Raw genomic sequence first — 19,796 nt, forward strand, 5'->3', positions numbered from 1 at the left:
ACGCATTTCACCCGACCCGGCAAGTTTTCAACCGACTGTATTTCAACTGCTGGTGCTTATTTCTTCTCTTCCTTCAAAAATGAGAAAAGCAGGGATTGGAGGATGGAGAGCAGGAGGGAAAAAAGCAATGCCCACCAGATGCCGTCCACCGCAAAACCGGTAATAAGCCCATCGGCCATCAGGATGATCAGGGCGTTGATGATCAGCAGGAACAGCCCGAGGGTCAGGATGGTCACCGGCAGGGTGAGGATGATCAACAGGGGTTTGACGATAAAATTCAGCAGGCTGAGCACCACGGCCACCAGGATGGCGATGCCGTAGGAGGCCACGGACACCCCGGGCAGGATCTTTGAGAGGATCACCACGGCGAGGGCGCTGAGCAGGAGGCGGAGGATGAATTTCATTGGGTTGAATTTGTCAATTTGGCAATTTCCTAATTGATATATAGTCCGGTATACGCCAACGGATCGATTTCCGGGAGTTCGGCCCCGTATTTTGCCTCAATCACCGCGATGAACTGATTGGCCAGCAAGGCATAGCCCCGGGGGGAGGGATGCACCCCGTCCAGGGAGAATCCGCCGCCGGTGGCGTACTCCGCGGTCACCGTGCTGCCATCCGACAGGGTAATGCCCGTTGTAGCTACGGTTGTCAGATAGGCATTGACATCCACCAGGCCCAGGTCGTATTGCTGGGCGAGGCCTGCGATGGCCTGGTTATAGGCGGCTGTCGCGGTTTGGACCGCCAGTTGTTCCTCGGGGGTGAGTACCCACTCGTCGGCCAGGGGTACGGCCACCCCGTTGATACTGGTCGGATCCTGGGGGTTGGCCAGCGTCCCGATAATCGTTTGGGAAGTGAAGACCAGCAGGTCCTCCTCGGTGGCCTGCCGCATGTTGATCAATGCCGGGTTGAAACTCGTCAGGTCCGTAAGGTCTTCATCGATCAGGACCACGGCATTGCTTTCGCCAGCCTGGAAGGAAATTGTCCGGCGGGCCACTTCTTCGGCACTTATCACGCCCAGGCCCTGGAGTTGTGCCAGCCCCCCGTTATATGCGGCGTAGGCGTTGTTCAACAAGTCCGCGGTTGCCTGGTCCAGGGGAACCGGGTTGTGGGGGACTGTGGTGAAGAACGGGATGGTGGTGACATCCGGGATATTGGCAAGGACCCCATCTGCCCCGTTCGCGGTCATCGTCTGCAGGATGGCGTCTATGGACCCGGCCACCACATTCGGGTCGGAAATATCTTCGCTGCCGTAGGTAGACGGATCCAGGTTGCCGGTCTGGTCCACCCCGGAACCACCCGATCTGGCATACCCCAGGACATCCTGGGAACCAATCCACAGGGTAAAAAAGGTCGCATTCTGGGCGGCCGCATCCCCCAGGATAGTAGCTGTGGGCCCGGAGGCAAAACGGGCGTAATACGGATTGGCAAGGCCTGCCTCCACCCCTGCGACGTTGCCGTAGCCCGGCGCAAGCAGGTGGTAGCTTTTAGAACCCGGAGCCCCCATGTTGTTAAATGGGCCGGAAAGCGTATTGCTGATTTCCGTCGTGCCCTGCCCACTTACGGGAACCGGTGTGGGATCGCCGCTGGAGAAATCCAGGATCAGCCGGTTGCCCAGGATGGGCGTGCCCCCGAGGGTGGCTCCCCCCAGGTTATCGGCCATAAAAGGTATGGTAAATGCGCCCCCGCCTGCCTCTGCAAAACTCCCGGCCAGCATATTGGGGTAAGATGCTTCCTGACCGTCGATGAATAGCGCGGCATCCGAATATCCTGCGGTGAGCGAATTTCCAAGTGCCACGTAGGTGGAGAAATCGGCCGAACCACTGGTGTAATTTACGGGATCCGGATCCTGGGGTCCCGGATTTACGATGGTATCGTCATCGCTGCAGGAAAGGAGGAACAGGCCGGAAAAGGCCAGGAATAGCAGGTGTTTTTTCATTTGAGTCAGTTTGTGTGAATCTATGCCAGATGCCTGTCTACAGGCGGTTACCAAAATTAAGTAAAATTGCGACACCCGCAATAAAGAGTGCAAAAAAATTATGCATGCATAATAGAACCTCCTGATTTTTCAGGATTTCATAAAATCGCAGCTGAGGCGGAAGAAGGCATCGGGCTTTTCGGCGTGCAGCCAGTGGCCGGCCCCCGGAACGGATTCAATGCGGGCATTCGGGAAATGCGCTAAGATTCCCTTGCGGTCGGATTCGCCGATATAATCGGAATTGCCGCCCCGGATAAAGAGGGTGGGCCCGTCGTACCAGGCGGATTCGGGCAGAGCGGCCCCGATGGCCTCCATGCTGTCCTTCAACACGTCCAGGTTAAACCGGAAACCGAGTTGGCGCGGCCCTTGCCAGTAGAGGTTTTTCAACAGGAATTGCCGGATTCCCCAGTCCGGTAAATACTCCGAGAGTTTTTCATCTGCCTCGCCCCGGGACTGGATTTGCCCCAGCGGGAGGGCTTCCAGGGCCTCCAGGATATGTTGGTGGTGGGGCGGGTACTGCCGCGGGCCGATATCGGCAACCAGCAGGCGCTTTACCCGGTCCTGGAAGGCGGTTGCAAACGTCATGGCCGTCTTCCCCCCCATGGAATGGCCGAGCAATATGGCCTGTCCCAACTGGTTGCGGTCCATGTATCGTTCCAGGTCCTGCGCCATCAGCGGATAATTGAATGCCTCGGACCAGAAGCTCCGGCCGTGGTTGCGCTGGTCGAGCAGGTGTACCCGGAACCCTTTGTCTGCATAGCGTTTCCCCAGCGTTTTCCAATTGTCGGACATCCCCAGAAAACCGTGTAGGATAATGAGCGGGGTGCCTTCTCCCAGGACATTCGCATGTAGTCTTTCCATCAGGACAGCCGGTTTTTATACATGCCGATGACATTTTCCAGGCCCAGGTAAAGCGATTCGCAGATCAGGGCATGGCCGATGGAAACCTCGAGCAGGTGGGGCACCTGCTGCGCAAAATAGGCGATATTGTCCAGGTTCAGGTCGTGTCCCGCATTGACCCCGAGTCCGGCAGAAGCCGCCGCTTCCGCGGTTTCACGGAAGGGTTTCACCGCGGCCTCCGGGTCGGTTCCGTAGTGAGTTGCATAACTTTCCGTGTAGAGTTCTATGCGGTCGGTTCCCGTCTCGGCCGCCGCCCGGGCCATTTGGGGGTCCGGGTCCACGAATATGGATGTGCGGATGCCCGCGTCCCGGAACTTGCCGATCACCTCCTGCAGGAAATCGCGGTGGCGGACCGTATCCCAACCCGCATTCGAGGTGATGGCATCCGGGGCATCCGGCACCAGGGTCACCTGGTCGGGCGCCACTTCGAGCACCAGGTCCACGAAGGCGGGAATCGGGTTGCCCTCGATATTGAGTTCGGTGCCCACCACAGATTTCAGGTCCCTGGCGTCCCGGTAGCGGATATGCCGCTCATCCGGCCTCGGGTGGATGGTAATTCCCTGGGCCCCGAATACCTCGATGTCGCGAACGGCCTGCAGCAGGTCGGGGACATTTCCGCCCCGGGCATTTCGCAAAGTGGCTATCTTATTGACGTTGACGCTTAATCGCACCATCTGATCGGTTTTTATTCGGTTACCGCCCAAAAATACAAATTAGGCATGCCTTTTGCAGTTTAAAAATTAGTAATTTGCGTACCAGATGCACATACAGGAACACATCATCAACACGATCCCTGTCTTTGAGGTGACCGACACTTTAAAGGAGGCGGTCCACTTTTTTACCCACTCCACGTATTCCCACGTGGCCGTCACTGACAAGGGCGTATACCTGGGGCTCCTGGCAGAAGCGGATATGGATGCCTTTGAAGAACTCAGCCAGGTGGAGGAGTTCCGCTACCAGCTCGAATCCTTTTTCGTACCCCTGGAAGCCAGCTGGATCGATATCCTGGAGGTTTTTACCCGCAACGAGGCCAACGTGCTCCCGGTTGTGGGGCCTGAGGGCAAGGTGCTGGGGTACTACGACCTGAGCGATGTGGTGGGGATTTTTACCGATATGCCCTTCTTTACGGAGCCCGGGGCCATCCTGGTGGTTTCCAAGCCGATGAAGGATTACAGCTTCAGCGAGATCTCGCAGATTGTCGAGAGCAACAACACCCGGCTCCTCGGGGCTTTTATTACGGAAATGGCAGACGACAGGGTGCAAATAACCCTGAAGATGGGAGAAACGAATATCAACGATGTCATCCAGTCCTTCCGCCGGTACCAGTATACGATCCTCACGGGCAGTGCGGACGATGCCTTCCTGGAAGACCTCCGGCAACGCTCCAACTACCTCGACAAATACCTTAACGTTTAATTCCGATGAAGGTCGCGCTGTACGGTCAGACCTACAACGACGATGCTTCCGGGCCGGTCCGGGAGATCCTGGACGAACTGGATGACGGGGAATCCACGGTTGCCCTGGAATCTGAATTTTGCCGGTATCTCGGGCTGGATTCCAGGGGGTACGACACCTTTGACCAGAACGGTGGCCTGGACGGGAGTTTTGATCTTTTTATCAGCTTTGGCGGGGATGGGACGATCCTGCGGGCCATCACCTATATCCGGGAGTCGGCCATCCCGATAGTGGGCGTCAATACGGGCCGCCTGGGGTTTTTGTCCACGTTCCGGAAGGAAGAAGTGCGGTCGCTCCTGGAAGAATTCCGGGCCGGGGCATACCGCATCGTGGAGCGCAGCCTGGTTGAAGCCAGCCTGGAAGGCGATACCCCCGGGGGCGGGCAGTTGAATTTTGCGTTGAACGAGGTGACTGTGAGCCGGAAGGATACCACCTCGATGATCACCGTCGAGACCTATCTGGACGGGGAATACCTGACTTCCTACTGGGCCGACGGCCTGATTGTGGCAACCCCCACCGGGTCTACAGGATATTCCCTGAGTTGCGGGGGGCCCGTGATTGCGCCTACTGCCAAATCCCTGGTCATCACCCCGATCGCCCCGCATAACCTGAACGCCCGCCCGCTGGTCATCGACGACGACACGGTCATCCGCCTGCGAGTCTCCGGCCGGGAGCAACAACACCTGCTATCCCTGGATTCCCGCATTACCAGCGTGGATAACGGAACGGAAATCACCGTCCGCAGGGCCCCGTTCACCATCCGGATGGTGGAGTACACCTCCGAGAGCTTTTTCAAAACCATCCGCAAGAAACTCCTCTGGGGGGAAGACCGCCGGAATTGACGGTTGGCCGGGCAATAAAAGGCGGTAAATCCTGTTTTACAAAGGAAACAGAAATAGCGCAATGGAAGCTGCTTGTCAAGGGCTTAAAATTGCTATATTTGCAAACTTTTGGATTCGATGAGGATTGTAATTGCCGCTGTTTGCCTGTTGTTCGCTGTTGCGGTGCACGGGCAGACCTATGAAGTAGGTTTATACGGTGGAGGGGCCAACAATATCGGGGACATCGGAAGGATGAATTATATCGCACCCTCCGGACCCGCCGTCGGGGCGCTCTTTAAGTGGAACAAGAGCAAGCGTTATGCCTGGCGTGCCCACCTCATTTACGCCCGCTTTAAGGCGGACGATCTGAAATCCGATATTCCGGCGCGGCAGCAGCGGGGTTTGCAAATGGAAAACAGCCTCCTCGAAGCTTCCGCCGGACTGGAGTTTAATTTTGTGGAGTACAACCTCCACAAACTCGGGCCGGCATTTACGCCCTACCTGTATACCGGGGTAACCTATTTCAGGTACGATTTCAATTATTTCGATGCCGGCCGGATGATTGATACGGGGCAGCGGGACGGTTCATTTGCCATCCCGATGACCGTCGGGGCCAAACTCCGCCTGAACCAGTTTTTGATTCTGGGGGCGGAAATCGGCGCCAGGTATACCTTTACGGATAACCTGGATGCCAGCAACCCGACAGGGTCCAATTTTGAACAGCAGGCCGACGGCCCGATCGGGAACGTATTCAGCGATGACTGGTACGTTTTTTCGGGGATGACGCTGACGTTTACTTTTGGGAGGAAACCCTGTATGGATTGCTTTGAGTAGCGAAAAGCGACATGAGCACTATAGCGGAAATAAAAAAGGGGCGGCTGCCGCGGCACCTTGCTATTATTATGGACGGCAATGGCCGCTGGGCCAAACAGCGCGGCAAGTTACGCGTATTCGGCCATGAAAATGGCGTAAAGGCCGTTCGGGAGACCGTGGAAACCGCAGCGAAGATCGGCGTCGAATACCTGACCCTCTACGCCTTCAGTACCGAAAACTGGAAACGGCCCAAACTCGAGGTGGAAACCCTGATGAAACTCCTGGTAGCCTCCCTGCGGAAAGAACTCAAGACCCTTAACGACAACAATATTCGCCTCCGGGCAATCGGCAGGATCGAATCGCTTCCCAAGAAGGCGCTCAAGGAGCTGCGGGAAGTGATGGAGATGACCGGGAAGAACACGGGTACTACCCTGACCCTGGCCCTTAGCTACGGTTCCCGGGAGGAGCTGACAACCGCCGTAAAATCGCTGTGTACCAAAGTTAAAAATAACATAATTTCCCCCGGGGATATTGATGAAGCAATTATTAATGAGCATCTTTACACGCACGATTTGCCCGACGTGGACCTGCTGATCCGCACCAGTGGAGAACACCGGATCAGCAATTTTTTACTATGGCAAATTGCCTATGCGGAATTGTATTTTACTGACGTTTTTTGGCCGGATTTCAGTGAACAACATCTGATAGAGGCGCTTAAAGATTATCAGAACAGAGAACGAAGATTTGGAAAAACAAGCGAACAACTCAATTAGTGGTATGCCTGCATTCGTATCACTAAGAGGCCTTCTCCTAACCCTGGCATTCCTAGCAACCTTACCGACCTTCGCCCAGGAAACCACCTACCAGAACAGCCGGACCTATATCCTCGGCGGGCTCAAGGTGACCGGGCTGCAAAGTTATAACGAGCAGACAGTCAAAACCTACACGGGCCTCCGCGAGGGCCAGCCCATCACCGTGCCCGGCGACCAGATCAGCGATATCATCAAAAAGCTTTGGGGCCTGGACCTGTTCAGCGATGTGACCTTTTATATAGAAAGGGTGGAAGGGGAAGAAATCTTCTTGGAACTAAGCATCCAGGAACGGCCCTCCCTCAACAACGTGACCTTTTACGGCATCCCAAAGCGCAAGGTTCCCGATATTGCGGACGATACGGACCTGAAAAAAGGCAAAAAGATCACCGAGAGCCTGATTGCCAACACCAAGAACTTCCTCGAGAACAAGTATCGCAAACAAGGATTCCTCAATGCGCAGGTAACCATTGCCACCTCGGTGGATACCACCGAGACGAATGCCCGCAACATGGTGATCAACATCGACAAAGGCAACCGGGTAAAGGTCAAGGATATAATCTTTGAGGGAAATGAAAAGCTATCCGGCGCCAAGTTGCGGCGGACCATGAAGAATACCAAGGAGAAGCGGTTCGGTCGCTTCTGGAAAAAGTCCAAGTATATCGAAGACGACTACCAGGAAGACCTGAAGTCGCTGATCGACAAATACGCCGAGAACGGTTACCGGGACGCCCGGGTGCTCTCCGACAGCATCGAACGCCTGTCTAATGACGATATCAATATCCGCATCCAGGTGGAGGAGGGCGACAAATACTACTTTGGCGAAATCGACTTTGTCGGGAATACGGTGTACTCGGACCGGCAGCTCAGCCAGGTGCTGGGCATCAAAAAAGGCGATACGTACAACGGGGTACTGTTGCGCAAGCGGATTGCCGACGACACGAAACCGGACGGGGACGACCTGACGAACCTCTACCAGAACAACGGCTACCTGTTTTCCCAGATCAACCCGGTGGAGGTGTCGGCCGAGAACGACACCATCGATTTTGAGATCCGGATTATCGAAGGGAAGGAGACCTTCCTGGACCGCGTAACGGTTAGCGGGAACAACAAGACAAACGACCACGTCATCTACCGGGATATCCGCACGAAACCCGGGCAGCGATACAGCAAGGACGATATTATCCGGACCATCCGGGAACTCGGGCAACTCGGGTTCTTCGACCCGGAACAGATTAAACCGGAAATCGAAAACCCGAACCCGAACGAGGGGACGGTAGACCTGAAATTTGACCTGGTGGAATCCGGCGCGAGCCAGATTGAGCTCCAGGGGGGATACGGGGGCGGAGGCTTTATCGGCACCCTCGGGCTTTCCTTCAACAACTTTTCCATCCAGAATTTATTCAATGGGGAGGCCTATTCGCCGGTACCGATGGGCGATGGCCAGAGTTTTGCCCTTAGGTTGCAGGCGAGCCGGACCTTCCGGGTGTATTCCCTGAGCTTTTCAGAACCCTGGCTCGGAGGTCGGAAACCCGTGCGCTTTAGCCTGTCGCTATCCCGAACGCAACAGTTCCTGGCGAGTTTTAACAGCAGCGGCCAGATTGACGTGGACAAGGACCAGCAATTTTCCATCACCGGGATTTCTGCCGGGCTGGCCAAGCGGGTCCAATGGCCGGACGACTTTTTCGTCATCTCCCATGCGCTGAGCTACCAGATCTACGATTTCCAGAATTACCGGACCGGATTGTTCAATTTTGGCAACGGCCGTTCGAATTCCCTGGCGTACACCATCGGGATTACCCGGAACTCCTCCGGGCCGGGCCCGATCTTTCCGCTTTACGGGAGCAACATTGAACTGAGCGCGAAATTCACGCCCCCGTATTCCTTTTTCAGCGACAAAGACTACGGGTCGCTGAAAGCGGAAGGGGAGGAAATCGTCCAGCAGCAACTAGAGGACGCCCAACTCGGGCAGCCTTCCGACCCGGCCCTGCAACAGCGGCTCGAGGAGATTGACCAGGAGCGGTTCCGCTGGCTGGAATACTACAAGGTGAAATTCAAGGCGGACTGGTATACGCGGATCGTCGACAAGCTCGTATTGCGCACGAATGCGGAATTTGGTTTCCTCGGAAACTACAATTCGGACGTGGGCAAGGTGCCTTTTGAGCGGTTTTTCCTGGGCGGGGACGGCCTGGGCAGAAACTTTACCCTGGACGGGCGGGAGACCATCCAGCTCCGCGGGTACGAGAACAATTCCCTGACGCCGGTGGACCCGCTTACCCAGGACCAGGAAGGCGGGATTGTCTACAACAAGTACTCCATGGAATTGCGGTATCCGCTCACTTTGAAGCCCACCGCTTCCATCTACACCCTGATTTTTGCAGAAGCAGGGAACTCCTTCAACAATTTTCAGGAGTTTAATCCGTTTCAAATAAAAAGATCGGCCGGGGTGGGGCTGCGGATTTTCATGCCTGCCTTTGGCTTGTTGGGTATCGATTTCGGGTACGGGTTCGACGACGACCTCCGGCCCGACAGCAATCCGGGGCCCAGCGGGTGGCAGACGCACTTCATCATCGGGCAGCAATTCTAGTCGACGCATCGGTTTTTCCGGATTTCCATATTTGTTAAGTCGTTCATTATAAAAGATTTAATAATTTTGGCACGATATTTTCTATTAGACAAAACAGTTCTGTGATGCGATCAAAATTTATTTGTGCAGCCCTGACCCTCTGCATTTCCGGAATGGCCCTGGCCCAGCGCGGCGTCCGCATCGGGTATGTGGACATGGAGTACATCCTGGAGAACGTCGAGGAGTACCGGGAAGCCAGTGACCAGCTGGACAACAAGGTACTGCAGTGGAAATCGGAAGTCGAAGAGCGGCAACGAGCCATCGACCAGCAAAAGAAGGACCTGCAGGCAGAGCGGGTACTGTTGACGGATGAATTGATCGCCGAGCGGGAAGAAGAAATTGCAATCCTGGAAAACGAATTGCTGGATTACCAGCAGGATCGATTTGGACCGAATGGCGATCTGGTGTTGCAGAAACAGCGTTTGATACAGCCGATACAGGATCAGGTTTTCAACGAAGTACAGAAAATCGGAGCCAATAAAAGTTATGATTTTATTTTTGATAAATCTGCGGATGTTGTAATGTTGTACTCCGAAAAAAGGCACGATATCAGCGACTTGGTATTGCGCTCAATCGCCCGGACGCGGAGGGTCAGCAGCCCCCCGCAGCAGCGGAACGACCGCCTCGAGGATTTCGAAGCGGAAGAGGCGGAGGAGCCGGTTTCGGAGGCCCTGATAGAGCGCCAGCAGCGCGCCGAGGAGGCCGCCGAGGCCCGCGCCAGGGAAGCCGAGGATTACCGGGCGCAGCAGCTGAAGTTGCGGGAAGAACGGAAAAAGGCCTACGAGGCCCGGCGCCAGAAGCTCCTCGAAGAGCGGGAGGCCCGACGCAAGGCCCGGGAGGAAGAACGGCAGAATGCCACCGAACAGGCCAAGGATACAATAACGGATAACTAACTGGCAATTCAATAAATAGTAAACTCAAATAGCAAATTAGAAATCATGAAACAAGTAATTAAGGTAGCAGTAGCAGTAGTTATGTTTGTGGCTGCCACCGGTTTTGTCCAGGCGCAACACAAGACGGCACACATCAATGTGGCGGAGCTCCTGCAGCAGATGCCGGAAATGAAGGCTGCCCAGGCGGAGCTGAAGAAGCTCCAGGAAACCTACCAGGCGGATATCAAGAGTTCCCTGGATGAATTGCAGAACAAATTCACGCAATACAACAACGAAGCGAGTTCCATGTCCCAGGAAGAAAACCAGAAGCGGGCGCTGGAACTGCAGGGCTTTGAAAGGAATATCGGCGAAGCGCAACAAGCTGCGCAGCAGGAGCTGGCCAAGAAGCAGCAGGAACTGTTCGACCCGATTTCCAAGAAAGCCAAGGCTGCCATCGAAAAGGTGGCTGCGGCCCAGGGCTTCCAGTACGTTCTGGATTCCAGCCCGGGTTCCGGGGTGATTGTGGCAACCGGCAAGGACCTGCTCAGCGACGTAAAGCAGGAGCTAGGCTTCTGACGCGAAAATTAATAGATTGAGAAACCGCCCCTCCCCGGGCGGTTTTTTTATTTTTACGGGTAATGGAACGAAATCCGAGAGAAGCGCCCGTGGGGGTATTCGACTCAGGGGTCGGGGGGCTCACGATCTGGCACGAACTGGTTCGTTTGCTGCCTGCCGAGCACACGATCTACCTGGCCGACAGTGCCAACGCTCCCTATGGCGGAAAATCGCCCGGGGCCATCCTGGAGCTTGCACGCAAGAATACGCGCTGGCTGCTGGAGCGGGGTTGTAAACTCATCGTGGTAGCCTGCAATACCGCCACCACGAATGCGATTGACCGGTTACGGGCCGAATTCCCGGTGCCGTTTATCGGGATCGAGCCCGCCATCAAACCCGCTGCCCTGAATTCCCGATCGGGGAAAATCGGCGTGCTGGCCACCCGGGGGACGCTTTCCAGCTCCCTCTTCGCCTCTACGTCGCGGAATTTCGGATCGGGCATCGAAATTGTGGAGCAGGAAGGGGTGGATCTTGTGGAACGCATCGAATCCGCCGGGCCGGACGATCCGGAATTGCGGGATATCCTGGAGCGATTGCTCAAACCGATGCTCCTCCAGGGGATCGACTACCTGGTACTCGGATGCACCCACTACCCATTGTTGAAGCCCACATTGGAGCACCTGCTGCCCGAAGGGGTCCGGATCCTGGACTGCGGGCTTCCCGTGGCCCGGCAGTCCAGGGCTATCCTGGAAAGGGAAGGGCTGTTGTGGGACGCCGGCGGCCCGGTACGCCACGAGTTGCTGACCAACGGGGATCCCGGCGTGATGCGGCAAGTGCTTCTGCAATTGGGGCATAAACTGGTTCCCCGGAGAGAAGCATTCTAAGATTTGCGCTCGTAGGTCTGGTAGGTAAAGGGGTGTGCGTGTTGCGCATCCGCGGGATGCCGGTGGGAGTTTGTGAGATCCCAGTCGTCCAGGTCGATTTCCGGGAAAAAGGTGTCCGCCGGGAAGGTGCCGTGAACACGCGTCAATTCAATTTTCGTAGCCAGTGGCAGCGCCTGGCGGTAGATCTCACCCCCTCCGATAATATAGACGGTTTCCGCCCCGTCCGCTGCTTCCAGGGCCCGGTCCATGGAATCCGCCACGCGACATGCCGGATGGTCTGGCCGATAGTCCGGATCTCGTGTGAGGATGATGTGTTTCCTCCCGGGCAGGGGTTTTGGGAAGGTGTCGAAGGTTTTGCGCCCCATAATCATCGGGTGCCCCATGGTCAGCTCTTTAAAACGCTTAAAATCGTCAGGGAGGTGCCATGGCAGGTCGGATTCCCGGCCCAGCTCGTTGTTTTCCCCTGCAGCCGCAATGAGGATAATCTCTTTCACGGCGCTTTTTTTTTCGGGGTATCGCCTTGAGGGGGGGTGGGGGCGATTTCCGATTCCAGCTCCCGGATGCGCTCTTTTTGTTTCCGGACCAGGCGTTCGCGCTGGGCGCGTTCCCATTCCCGGCCCATAAACCGGTTGGTGATGAAGACGTTGACCAGGTGGATCGCCAGGAGGAAGGCCCAGAGGAGCATCGCCCAGAGGAACCAGTCGTATTCCGCCCCGTATTTCAGGATCTTATTGATGACGATCAGGAATACGCTGCCTATCAGGAAGATCACAAAATGCGCGTAAAGCCGTTTTTTCTGTCGGATACGGCTTTGGGCGTATTCCACCTGTTCGTGTTGTTCCAGGTCCAGCTCCCGGTTATTTTTGTTTTTGGAGAACATCCGAATGGCTATCTTTAAAGCAAAGATAACCCTTTTCGAGCCTCCTGCATGACTCCATTCCGGCACTTCCGCAACCAGTTCCCCGCCCTGAGGCGATATACCTACCTGAACACAGCAGCCTGGGGACTGCTGCACGAATCCGTCCTGGAGTGGCGGCAGGAGCACGACCTGGACTACCTCATTGGCGGCAGCGTCCATAAGATGGACTGCCTGGATATCCTGGACCGGACCCGGGAGCGCATAGGAGCCTGTTTTGGCTGCCCGGCTGGCCAGGTGGCCCTTGTCCCGAACTTTTCCATTGGCCTGAACCTCCTGCTGGAAGGCCTGCCGAAAGGGAGCCGGGTAGTTTTGCTGGAAGGGGATTACCCGTCCCTGAACTGGCCGTTTCTCAGTCGGGATTTCCGGGTAGAGGTGCTCCCGTCGGACCCTTCGCCAGAGGAGCAGATCCTCGGGGCGCTGCGCACAGGGCCCGTGGATGTGCTGGCGCTGAGCCTCGTCCGGTGGATAGACGGCCTGCTGATTGAACCGGATTTCCTGGCCCGCGTGAAATCCGAATTTCCGGACCTGCTGATCATTGCGGACGGGACCCAGTATCTCGGCGCCTTCCAGTTGGATCTGGCAGCCAGCGGCATCGACGTGCTGGGGGCAAGCGGGTACAAATGGCTCCTGGGGGGAAATGGCAATGGATTTATGCTGTTCGGGCAGGGGGCAACGGAGCGATTCCAACCTCCTTCCTCGGGCTTTAACGCCTCGGGACACGACCTTTCGGGACGGGAGGGGATATCCCTCCCGCGCAGCCTGGAACCCGGGCACCTGGACCTGCTCTGCTTCGGCAGCCTGAACAAATCCCTGGAATTGCTGCAGGACATTGGCCTGGATGTGATTGAGGCGCAGAGCCGCACCATGAGTGCCCAGGTGGTAGAGGCCTTGCAATCCCTCGGGCTGGATACCCCGGTTGTACACCGGCCCCGCCACAGTACGATTTTCAACATTCCCCGCTCCGAAGACGCCCTGATGGAGCGCCTGAGCGGCGCCGGCCTGGTCTGCTCCAGGCGGGGGGGAGGGATCCGGGTAAGTTTCCATTGCTACAATTCGGAGAACGACCTGGACCAGTTGGTGGAACTGCTGAAATAACCCTGTTGCCTGATCCCGGGCTGCCGAAATCCTGCCGCGCGCTCCCGAAACACCAGCCGCGCGCTCTTGAAAACCTGTCGAGAGCTTCCGAAAACCTGTCGAGCGCTCCCGAAAACCTGTCGAGCGCTTCCGAAAACCTGTCGGGTGAATACTTACACGACTGCTAATGGAATGCCGGGTTTATTAAAAACTTAGACGCATTGTAAATCCAATTTTATCAAATTCATAATTCTGCTTTAACTTATTGTTTTATAAGGGTTTTGTGATTTGTTTTGTCGCGTTATTTACAAGTACACAAATTCACTGAAAACACTCCAATTATGGCGATTAAAAAACAATACCTGAAAACCAAGCCGGTCTGTAAGGTAACATTCACCGTCCCGGCCGAAGATGCAAAGAAAGTTGCAGTCGTCGGGGACTTCAACAACTGGAATCCCAAGGGGAGCCTCCTGAAAAAACTGAAGAACGGCACCTTCAAGGGCACCTTTGACCTGCCCAGCGAAAGCTCTTACGAATTCCGCTACCTGGTAGACGGGGCCTATGTCAATGACGAAGCTGCCGACCGCTACCAGTGGAACGATTTTGCCGGTGCTGAAAATGCCGTGATCGAAATCTAGGAATACGCAATGCAAAGCGCAAAGCGGGATGTGGCCTTTCGGCTGCGTCCCGTTTTTGTTTTATAGGGCTACGCGGGGGAAGCCCGTTTCCGGCAACCGGGTTTTCGACGGACTGAACGGATCGGGCGGGCCCTGCGGCATCAGGCCAAACGAAACAGGTAGTCCTTGTAGTACCCGCGGGAATCCGCATAGTGGCCGTCGATAACCAGCCCGGCCTCGCGGGCAAGCCATTCCACCACCCGGTCGTCATACTTCTGGGAGATCTCCGTGTGGATCGTTTCCCATCGTTCAAATTCCACCTCCAGGTCCAGATCCCGAACCTCCACGCGCATGGGTTCCCCGGCCACCAGGTAGCTTTTTGCCGTGCCCGTCTCCGGGTCGTAGACCTCCCAATGCCGGAATTTCCCCGGGTCGAATGTACCGCCCAACTCCCGGTTGATCCTCCCGAGGATATTCTTGTTGAAGGCTTCGGTGATCCCCTCGGGGTCGTCGTAGGCCGCCTGGACGGTGGCCGGGTCCTTTTTCTGGTCAAAGCCAATAAACAAATAATCCTCACGGCCCATAGTTTCCCGGAGTTCCTTTAAGAACGACAGGGCCTGCGGGTGCAACAGGTTGCCGATATTCGACCCCAGGAAAAGGATCACTTTGCGCTGGTCCTTCATCCGGCCGATTTCCCGGAGGACTTCAAAATAGGTACCCTGCCAGGGGGAACACCGGAGGTCGGGGAGTTCCTGCTTTAGTGTGGCCACCAGCCCGGAGAGCGCATTCTCGCTGATATCCACCGGCATATAGCTGAAAGGGGTATCCAGCCGGAGCAACTCCCGGAGCAGCAACCGGGTCTTTTTTCCATCCCCGGCCCCGAGTTCGATGAGGTTAAAAGGGGAACCGGTGTCGGCAAACCGGCTGGCGATCGCCTCCTTGTGCCGGTTGAATATTTCCGTTTCGCACCGGGTCAGGTAGTAGCCGGGCATTTCCATGATGCGCTGGAATAGGGCATCCCCCCGGGCATCGTAGATGAATCGGGAGGGCAGGCTTTTCGGGTATTGGGTCAGTCCCTTGCGGACCGCTTCGGAGAAGGCCTCTGTGGCAGTGGGTGTTTTTTGCTGCATCGGATATTGAAATTTAGCGGGCCAGCCGGAGGCCGGTGTATTGCCACCGGAGGTGCGGGTGAAAGAAATTGCGGTACGTCGGCCGGGAATGGCCATGTGGGGTGGCCACCGAAGCGCCGCGCAACACGTGCTGGCTCACCATGAATTTCCCGTTGTACTCGCCCAGCGCCCCCGGGGCTTTCCGGTATCCCGGATAGGGCAGGTAGGCACTTCCGGTCCATTCCCAGCGGTTGCCCCAGCCAAATGCCTCCTGGGCAGCTTCCCACTCAAATTCGGTGGGCAGCCGGAAACCTTTCCATTCGGCCAGGGCGTAGGCTTCGTAAAAGGAAATATGGGCCAGGGGGGCTTCCGGGTCTACCGGTTGCAGGCCTTTTAGCGTATAATACTGCCACTGCCCGTCCCGCTCGTGCCAGTAGAGGGGCGCCCGGATGCCTTCCCGGTTTACCCAGTCCCAGCCTTCGGCATGCCAGAGGTCGAAACGCCGGTAGCCCCCGTCAGCGATAAAATCCAGCATATCCCGATTGGTCACCGGCAGGCTGGCAATTTCAAAATCCCCCAGGAGTACCTGGTGCCGCCCGAGCTCATTGTCAAAACAGAAGCCCTCCCCCCGGTGGCCGATATCGTAATGTCCCCCGGGAACCGTTATCCATTCCGCGGCCCCCAACTTTGGAAATTCCTCCGGCCCGCAGTCGCTGTACGCCGGGAGCAAGGGGTTGTTGCCCAGGATATACTTGATGTCGGTAAGCAGGAGTTCCTGGTGTTGCTGTTCGTGGTGGATGCCCACTTCCACAAGATCGCAGGCCTCTGCGGGCACCTCGCCTTCCAGGAATTCCATCAGTTTTTCGGTAAAGTGGCGCCGGTATTTGTAGACCCCCTGCACGGAGGGACGGGAGAGGTTGCCGCGGTTGGCCCGTATCACCCGTTCGCCCAGGCTTTCGTAATAGCTGTTAAAAACAAAGGCGTAATCTTCGTGAAAAACCGAATAGCCCGGGACGAAGGGCTTCAATACGAACTCCTCAAAGAACCAGGTGGTGTGTCCCAGATGCCATTTGGGCGGGGAGACGTCCTCGATGGGCTGTACGACGTAATCTTCAGTCTGTAAGGGCTGGCAGAGGGCTTCGGAATGGGATCGGGTACTTAGCAGGCGGTCTGCCAGGGTAGCGGTAACGGGCATTTCATGCTTTTCCTGAAAGATAGGGAATTTCCCGGCTGTAGTCCAGCCCGGTCCCCGATCGGGCACCTATCCGGGCCTACGGGATACGCGGATCAAACAGCAACCCTCCCCCGGATCAGCGGATGCGGGTCGTAGTTGTGCAGGGTAAAGTCTTCGTAGCGGAAAGCGAAAAGGTCGGTCACCTCCGGGTTGAGTTCCATGGTCGGCAGCGGCCGGGGTTCCCGGCTGAGCTGCAGCCGGATTTGCTCCCGGTGGTTGTTGTAGATATGTGCATCGCCAAAGGTGTGGATGAATTCCCCCGGCTGCAGGTTGCAGACCTGTGCCACCATCAGTGTCAGCAGCGCGTACGAGGCGATGTTGAAGGGAACCCCCAGGAAGATATCCGCTGAACGCTGGTAAAGCTGGCAGGAGAGTTTCCCGTCGGCGACATAAAATTGGAAAAAGGCGTGGCAGGGGGGGAGGGCGGCCTTGCCGTCGGCGACGTTTTCCGCAAATGTCCTGGAGGTGTCCGGCAAAACGGACGGGTTCCAGGCGGCCACCAGCATCCGGCGGCTGTCCGGGTTGTTGCGGATGGTTTCCACAACCTGGGCAATCTGGTCCAGACCCTCGCTGTTCCAGTTGCGCCACTGATGCCCGTAAACAGGCCCCAGGTCGCCGTTTTCGTCTGCCCATTCGTTCCAGATGCGGACCCCGTTCTCTTTCAGGTATGCGATATTCGTGTCCCCGCGCAGGAACCAGAGCAGTTCGTGGATGACGGATTTCACGTGGATTTTTTTGGTGGTGACCAGGGGGAATCCCTCCGAGAGGTCAAAGCGCATCTGGTAGCCGAATACGCTTACCGTTCCCGTGCCGGTACGGTCGGTTTTTTCCAATCCTTCTTTCAAAACGTGCCGGAGCAGGTCGTGGTACTGTTTCATGGGGATATCGTCTTCCGAATGCGGCCGGGGTCGGTCCCGGCCGGGATCAAAAATAAACAATTTCACAGGGTTCCCACGGGGCAGGCCGCCGGCAATTATCCAACAGTTATCAACCCCGGTTTATCCCAGGATCATCCCGGCGATGGTGGCCGAGAGCAACGAGGCGAGCGTGCCTCCCAGAACGGCCCGCATACCGAATTCGGACAGGGTTTTTCGCTGTCCCGGGGCCAGGGAACCGATGCCCCCGATCTGGATGCCGATGGAGGCGAAATTCGCAAAGCCGCAGAGCATGTAGGTGGCCATGATGATGGATTTCTGGTACCCCAGGCCGGTGGAGCCTGCCCCGTCCTTGAGGTCTGCCAGCTGGATATACCCTACAAATTCGCTGGCGGCCAGCTTGATCCCCAGCAGCTGCCCCATCTGCATCATATCGTCTGCGTGCACGCCGATCAGCCACATCAGCGGGGCAAAAACGGCCCCCAGGATGGCTTCGAGCGACAGGTTCTCGTAGGGCGTCCGTTCGGCGATCCAGGCATTGAGGCCCGTGGTCCCGCCGGTCCAGTCCAGGATCCCGTTGATCATGGCGATAAAGGCCACAAATACCAGGAGCATGGCCCCCACGTTTACGGCCAGTTTCAGGCCTTCCGTGGTGCCGTTTGCGATGGCATCCAATATGTTGCTGCCGATTTTTTCATCCGTAATCCGGATAACGCTGTCCACCGGCTCGGTCTGGGGATACAACACCTTGGATACGACGATCGCCCCGGGGGCTGCCATGACGGATGCCGCGATCAGGTGACGGGCAAATTCCAGGCGGAGGGCCGGGTCGTTCCCCCCAAGGAACCCGATATAGGCGGCCAGTACGCCCCCGGCTACCGTGGCCATGCCCCCGATCATCACCAGCAGGATTTCCGATCGGTTCATTTTTTCCAGGTAGGCCTTGATGAGCAGCGGGGCTTCCGTCTGCCCCAGAAAGATATTCCCTGCCACACTGAGGCTCTCCGGGCCCGAAATACCCAGGGAACGCGTCAGGAGCCAGGCCAGCCCGCGAACTATTTTCTGGATGACGCCCAGGTAATAGAGTACCGAGGTAAGGGCCGAAAAGAAAATGATCGTCGGCAAAATCTGGAAGGCAAATACATAGCCGATATTCGGATTGTCCAGGTCCATCAGGTTCCCGAAAATAAAGGTGCTCCCGGCCAGGGTGTATTCCAGGATGCTGTTGAAAAACCCCCCGAGCATATTAAAAAACCACTGGACGGCCGGTATTTTCAGGATGCCGATGGCCAGGAGCAGCTGGATGCCCAGGCCGATACCTGCGGTTTTCCAGTTGATCCGTTTGCGGTTGGCACTGAATGCAAAGGCGAGGAGCAGCAGGACGGCCATGCCCAGTGCCCCGCGGCCAAGCGATTCCAGGGTAAATCCCTGATTGGGCACGGCCTGGCTCGGTTGTGCGTCATTCAACAGGGTGGTGTCCAGGGCGGTGCTGGCCAGGCTGTCCACCTGGGCGGATAATTGATCGGGAAAGGCCAGGGCAATCCCGGTGATTCCGAGGCATGCGATCGCTTTGAACCGGATAGTCCTTGACAAACTATTTGCGTTTGGAGATTTCATCCCGCAATTTGGCCGCCTTCTCGTAGTCTTCACTGGCTACGGCCTTGTCCAGTTCGGCGCGGAGCTCCTCGAGGGTCATTTCCTTATAGGCCGACGCAGCCCCGGAATCGATTTCCACGGCTTCGCTTTCCTGGAGGATTTCATCCACCACAATGCTGTCGTCCCCGGTTTCTTTCTCTTTATCCTTGGAGGAAAACTTCAGGTAGATACCCGCCTTGTCCAAAATGGTTTTGTAGGTAAAAATCGGCGCCCCAAACCGCAGGGCCAGGGCAATCGCGTCGCTGGTACGCGCATCGATGATTTCTTCGATTTTATCCCGTTCGCAGATAATGCTCGAATAAAATACGCCGTCTACCAGTTTGTGGATGATCACCTGCTTGATTACTATATCGAAACGGTCTGCGAAATTCTTGAAAAGGTCGTGCGTGAGCGGCCTGGGCGGCTTGATTTCCTTTTCCAGGGCAATCGCGATGGATTGCGCCTCAAATGCACCGATCACGATGGGGAGTTTTCGATCCCCCTCCACCTCATTCAGGATCAGGGCATAGGCCCCGTTCTGGGTTTGACTATAGGAAATTCCTTTTATTTTCAACCGTACAAGGCTCATAGATCGTTCGCGCAATTAAAAAAGGCTGTTAAAC

General features: G+C 56.5%; 21 protein-coding genes. 10 read left to right on the plus strand and 11 right to left on the minus strand.

Annotation, left to right across the window (positions count from 1 at the left end; genetic code table 11):
• Positions 1 to 56: 56 nt before the first annotated feature.
• The 4 genes from AC3DKS_RS06555 to AC3DKS_RS06570 all read right to left on the minus strand — a co-directional run bounded on the left by AC3DKS_RS06555 (position 57) and on the right by AC3DKS_RS06570 (position 3,549).
• Positions 57 to 404 (minus strand): phage holin family protein, encoded by a 348-nt coding sequence (locus tag AC3DKS_RS06555; protein WP_041327342.1) that lies wholly within the window; start codon positions 402 to 404, stop codon positions 57 to 59.
• A gap of 29 nt (positions 405 to 433) precedes the next feature.
• On the minus strand, positions 434 to 1,936 hold the full coding sequence (locus AC3DKS_RS06560) for an SGNH/GDSL hydrolase family protein (protein ID WP_272607562.1): 1,503 nt from the start codon (positions 1,934 to 1,936) through the stop codon (positions 434 to 436).
• A 129-nt stretch (positions 1,937 to 2,065) separates the two neighbouring features.
• Positions 2,066 to 2,836: an alpha/beta fold hydrolase gene (locus AC3DKS_RS06565; RefSeq protein WP_272607561.1), complete on the minus strand. Its 771-nt coding sequence runs from the start codon at positions 2,834 to 2,836 to the stop codon at positions 2,066 to 2,068.
• Positions 2,836 to 3,549, minus strand: coding sequence for a pyridoxine 5'-phosphate synthase (locus AC3DKS_RS06570; RefSeq protein WP_272607560.1), 714 nt, complete (start codon positions 3,547 to 3,549; stop codon positions 2,836 to 2,838). Before AC3DKS_RS06570 ends, AC3DKS_RS06565 begins: the two co-directional genes overlap by 1 nt.
• 85 nt (positions 3,550 to 3,634) lie before the next feature.
• Here AC3DKS_RS06570 and AC3DKS_RS06575 point away from each other — a divergent pair, with 85 nt between their 5' ends.
• The 8 genes from AC3DKS_RS06575 to murI all read left to right on the plus strand — a co-directional run bounded on the left by AC3DKS_RS06575 (position 3,635) and on the right by murI (position 11,710).
• The gene (locus AC3DKS_RS06575) at positions 3,635 to 4,291 is read left to right on the plus strand and encodes a CBS domain-containing protein (RefSeq protein ID WP_015755851.1); all 657 of its coding nucleotides are present in this window, start codon (positions 3,635 to 3,637) and stop codon (positions 4,289 to 4,291) included.
• A 5-nt stretch (positions 4,292 to 4,296) separates the two neighbouring features.
• Positions 4,297 to 5,172 carry an NAD kinase gene (locus AC3DKS_RS06580; RefSeq protein WP_015755850.1) on the plus strand — a complete coding sequence of 292 codons (876 nt, stop codon included), beginning with the start codon at positions 4,297 to 4,299 and terminating at the stop codon, positions 5,170 to 5,172.
• A gap of 117 nt (positions 5,173 to 5,289) precedes the next feature.
• Positions 5,290 to 5,985, plus strand: coding sequence for a type IX secretion system protein PorG (gene porG / locus AC3DKS_RS06585; RefSeq protein WP_272607559.1), 696 nt, complete (start codon positions 5,290 to 5,292; stop codon positions 5,983 to 5,985).
• Positions 5,986 to 5,996: 11 nt separating this feature from the next.
• Entirely contained in the window at positions 5,997 to 6,737 is a 741-nt protein-coding gene (uppS, locus tag AC3DKS_RS06590; protein ID WP_015755848.1) for an undecaprenyl pyrophosphate synthase, read from the plus strand.
• Between the two features lie 4 nt (positions 6,738 to 6,741).
• Positions 6,742 to 9,360, plus strand: a complete 2,619-nt coding sequence (locus tag AC3DKS_RS06595) for a BamA/OMP85 family outer membrane protein (protein ID WP_015755847.1) — start codon at positions 6,742 to 6,744, stop codon at positions 9,358 to 9,360.
• A 104-nt stretch (positions 9,361 to 9,464) separates the two neighbouring features.
• Positions 9,465 to 10,292: an OmpH/Skp family outer membrane protein gene (locus AC3DKS_RS06600; RefSeq protein ID WP_015755846.1), complete on the plus strand. Its 828-nt coding sequence runs from the start codon at positions 9,465 to 9,467 to the stop codon at positions 10,290 to 10,292.
• Between the two features lie 45 nt (positions 10,293 to 10,337).
• Positions 10,338 to 10,847 (plus strand): OmpH/Skp family outer membrane protein, encoded by a 510-nt coding sequence (locus AC3DKS_RS06605; RefSeq protein ID WP_041327340.1) that lies wholly within the window; start codon positions 10,338 to 10,340, stop codon positions 10,845 to 10,847.
• Positions 10,848 to 10,909: 62 nt separating this feature from the next.
• Positions 10,910 to 11,710 (plus strand): glutamate racemase, encoded by an 801-nt coding sequence (gene murI / locus AC3DKS_RS06610; protein ID WP_272607558.1) that lies wholly within the window; start codon positions 10,910 to 10,912, stop codon positions 11,708 to 11,710.
• Here murI and AC3DKS_RS06615 read toward each other — a convergent pair.
• The gene (locus AC3DKS_RS06615) at positions 11,707 to 12,204 is read right to left on the minus strand and encodes a dihydrofolate reductase (RefSeq protein ID WP_272607557.1); all 498 of its coding nucleotides are present in this window, start codon (positions 12,202 to 12,204) and stop codon (positions 11,707 to 11,709) included. The two genes, murI and AC3DKS_RS06615, sit on opposite strands and share 4 nt — an antisense overlap.
• Positions 12,201 to 12,590, minus strand: coding sequence for a 2TM domain-containing protein (locus AC3DKS_RS06620; RefSeq protein ID WP_272607556.1), 390 nt, complete (start codon positions 12,588 to 12,590; stop codon positions 12,201 to 12,203). Before AC3DKS_RS06620 ends, AC3DKS_RS06615 begins: the two co-directional genes overlap by 4 nt.
• A gap of 48 nt (positions 12,591 to 12,638) precedes the next feature.
• Here AC3DKS_RS06620 and AC3DKS_RS06625 point away from each other — a divergent pair, with 48 nt between their 5' ends.
• Positions 12,639 to 13,724, plus strand: a complete 1,086-nt coding sequence (locus AC3DKS_RS06625) for an aminotransferase class V-fold PLP-dependent enzyme (protein WP_015755841.1) — start codon at positions 12,639 to 12,641, stop codon at positions 13,722 to 13,724.
• A gap of 320 nt (positions 13,725 to 14,044) precedes the next feature.
• Complete coding sequence (locus tag AC3DKS_RS06630) at positions 14,045 to 14,341, plus strand: isoamylase early set domain-containing protein (RefSeq protein ID WP_015755840.1); 297 nt, start codon at positions 14,045 to 14,047, stop codon at positions 14,339 to 14,341.
• 140 nt (positions 14,342 to 14,481) lie between these two features.
• On the opposite strand, the gene AC3DKS_RS06635 is transcribed toward AC3DKS_RS06630, so the two are convergent.
• From AC3DKS_RS06635 to AC3DKS_RS06655, 5 genes are all read right to left on the minus strand, one after another.
• Positions 14,482 to 15,450 (minus strand): L-histidine N(alpha)-methyltransferase, encoded by a 969-nt coding sequence (locus AC3DKS_RS06635; protein WP_272607555.1) that lies wholly within the window; start codon positions 15,448 to 15,450, stop codon positions 14,482 to 14,484.
• A gap of 13 nt (positions 15,451 to 15,463) precedes the next feature.
• Complete coding sequence (gene egtB, locus AC3DKS_RS06640; protein WP_272607554.1) at positions 15,464 to 16,624, minus strand: ergothioneine biosynthesis protein EgtB; 1,161 nt, start codon at positions 16,622 to 16,624, stop codon at positions 15,464 to 15,466.
• A 92-nt stretch (positions 16,625 to 16,716) separates the two neighbouring features.
• Positions 16,717 to 17,541 carry a thymidylate synthase gene (locus AC3DKS_RS06645; protein ID WP_015755837.1) on the minus strand — a complete coding sequence of 275 codons (825 nt, stop codon included), beginning with the start codon at positions 17,539 to 17,541 and terminating at the stop codon, positions 16,717 to 16,719.
• A 120-nt stretch (positions 17,542 to 17,661) separates the two neighbouring features.
• Positions 17,662 to 19,131 carry a NupC/NupG family nucleoside CNT transporter gene (locus tag AC3DKS_RS06650; RefSeq protein WP_272607552.1) on the minus strand — a complete coding sequence of 490 codons (1,470 nt, stop codon included), beginning with the start codon at positions 19,129 to 19,131 and terminating at the stop codon, positions 17,662 to 17,664.
• 1 nt (position 19,132) lies between these two features.
• Positions 19,133 to 19,762, minus strand: a complete 630-nt coding sequence (locus AC3DKS_RS06655; RefSeq protein ID WP_015755835.1) for a bifunctional nuclease family protein — start codon at positions 19,760 to 19,762, stop codon at positions 19,133 to 19,135.
• Between the last annotated feature and the right edge of the window lie 34 nt (positions 19,763 to 19,796).

It is taken from the genome of Robiginitalea sp. (genome assembly GCF_982776155.1).

What these genes read in the sequence shown, in the direction of transcription:
- AC3DKS_RS06555 (WP_041327342.1), bottom strand. Translation starts at nt 404, where the DNA reads ATGAAATTCATCCTCCGCCTCCTGCTCAGCGCCCTCGCCGTGGTGATC.
- AC3DKS_RS06560 (WP_272607562.1), bottom strand. Translation starts at nt 1,936, where the DNA reads ATGAAAAAACACCTGCTATTCCTGGCCTTTTCCGGCCTGTTCCTCCTT.
- AC3DKS_RS06565 (WP_272607561.1), bottom strand. Translation starts at nt 2,836, where the DNA reads ATGGAAAGACTACATGCGAATGTCCTGGGAGAAGGCACCCCGCTCATT.
- AC3DKS_RS06570 (WP_272607560.1), bottom strand. Translation starts at nt 3,549, where the DNA reads ATGGTGCGATTAAGCGTCAACGTCAATAAGATAGCCACTTTGCGAAAT.
- AC3DKS_RS06575 (WP_015755851.1), top strand. Translation starts at nt 3,635, where the DNA reads ATGCACATACAGGAACACATCATCAACACGATCCCTGTCTTTGAGGTG.
- AC3DKS_RS06580 (WP_015755850.1), top strand. Translation starts at nt 4,297, where the DNA reads ATGAAGGTCGCGCTGTACGGTCAGACCTACAACGACGATGCTTCCGGG.
- porG (WP_272607559.1), top strand. Translation starts at nt 5,290, where the DNA reads ATGAGGATTGTAATTGCCGCTGTTTGCCTGTTGTTCGCTGTTGCGGTG.
- uppS (WP_015755848.1), top strand. Translation starts at nt 5,997, where the DNA reads ATGAGCACTATAGCGGAAATAAAAAAGGGGCGGCTGCCGCGGCACCTT.
- AC3DKS_RS06595 (WP_015755847.1), top strand. Translation starts at nt 6,742, where the DNA reads ATGCCTGCATTCGTATCACTAAGAGGCCTTCTCCTAACCCTGGCATTC.
- AC3DKS_RS06600 (WP_015755846.1), top strand. Translation starts at nt 9,465, where the DNA reads ATGCGATCAAAATTTATTTGTGCAGCCCTGACCCTCTGCATTTCCGGA.
- AC3DKS_RS06605 (WP_041327340.1), top strand. Translation starts at nt 10,338, where the DNA reads ATGAAACAAGTAATTAAGGTAGCAGTAGCAGTAGTTATGTTTGTGGCT.
- murI (WP_272607558.1), top strand. Translation starts at nt 10,910, where the DNA reads ATGGAACGAAATCCGAGAGAAGCGCCCGTGGGGGTATTCGACTCAGGG.
- AC3DKS_RS06620 (WP_272607556.1), bottom strand. Translation starts at nt 12,590, where the DNA reads ATGTTCTCCAAAAACAAAAATAACCGGGAGCTGGACCTGGAACAACAC.
- AC3DKS_RS06625 (WP_015755841.1), top strand. Translation starts at nt 12,639, where the DNA reads ATGACTCCATTCCGGCACTTCCGCAACCAGTTCCCCGCCCTGAGGCGA.
- AC3DKS_RS06630 (WP_015755840.1), top strand. Translation starts at nt 14,045, where the DNA reads ATGGCGATTAAAAAACAATACCTGAAAACCAAGCCGGTCTGTAAGGTA.
- AC3DKS_RS06635 (WP_272607555.1), bottom strand. Translation starts at nt 15,450, where the DNA reads ATGCAGCAAAAAACACCCACTGCCACAGAGGCCTTCTCCGAAGCGGTC.
- egtB (WP_272607554.1), bottom strand. Translation starts at nt 16,624, where the DNA reads ATGCCCGTTACCGCTACCCTGGCAGACCGCCTGCTAAGTACCCGATCC.
- AC3DKS_RS06645 (WP_015755837.1), bottom strand. Translation starts at nt 17,541, where the DNA reads ATGAAACAGTACCACGACCTGCTCCGGCACGTTTTGAAAGAAGGATTG.
- AC3DKS_RS06655 (WP_015755835.1), bottom strand. Translation starts at nt 19,762, where the DNA reads ATGAGCCTTGTACGGTTGAAAATAAAAGGAATTTCCTATAGTCAAACC.